Here is an 809-nt window from a genome sequence, read left to right as displayed (position 1 = left end):
CGCACCGGCATACTCTCCTGCCCCCGGCGCTTCTCATCCCGGTCCGCGTCAAATCTGACCCGGTACAGCCCGGACGCATCCTGCCAGGCGTAGATATCGTTCGCCTTCGCGCTCACTATCCGCGCCGTCATCGTCCCGGCCACCTTCGGCCGCGGCAGCAGCGGCGGCCGCCAGCACACCGTTTCGCTGTACGGCACCGCGCTCAGCGACGCCTGCAGGGCGTTTTTACGGCTGGCCGTAAAACTCACGCTGACTATCAGCAGCGGCCCCTGCAGCACCGCCGGCAGCGTCGGCGGCAGCCCCTCCGTCAGGGTCAGCACCTGCCCCGGGGCCAGGGTCGCGTCGGTACTGCTGCCGGTTATCTGCGTCTGCCCCGCCAGAAAGCGCTCGTGGTCCAGACGGGCATAAAAATTGGCGGTCTCCGCCGCCGGCTCAATTTTATCCCCGCGCGCCAGGTGGCGCAGCCGGTAGTGATACACCTCGCCGTACGTCACCCCCTCTCCGTCGCCGCGGGTCATGTCCGCCCGCGCCGACTGCAGGACGCTGTGCGCCTCCCGGTGGTTATAGTCCCGGGTGATGACGCCCGCCTCCACCACGTTATGGGCAATATTCAGCCCCCATACCGAGTCGGCCCCGCTGTCGCTCATCCCCGACGGGCTGTTCACCGGCAGCGTTTTGCCAAACGTCAGCCCCCGCTGCGCATCGGTAAAATGCACCACCTCGGTCTGCGTCTCCTCCTGCAGGCTGAACCAGTAAAATATCCCCACCTCCGCCAGCAGCCGGCGGATAAACGTCAGGTCGCTTTCCTG

1 protein-coding gene is annotated in these 809 nt (G+C 66.6%); it reads right to left on the bottom strand.

Going from position 1 to position 809, the window contains the following annotated elements:
- On the bottom strand, positions 1-809 hold an 809-nt coding region (gene vgrG, locus GJV78_RS22695; protein ID WP_155110310.1), incomplete at both ends, for a type VI secretion system tip protein VgrG.

The organism is Intestinirhabdus alba, from assembly GCF_009711095.1.
Classification (GTDB): domain Bacteria; phylum Pseudomonadota; class Gammaproteobacteria; order Enterobacterales; family Enterobacteriaceae; genus Intestinirhabdus; species Intestinirhabdus alba.
This window is presented reverse-complemented; position numbering and strand designations above follow the sequence as displayed.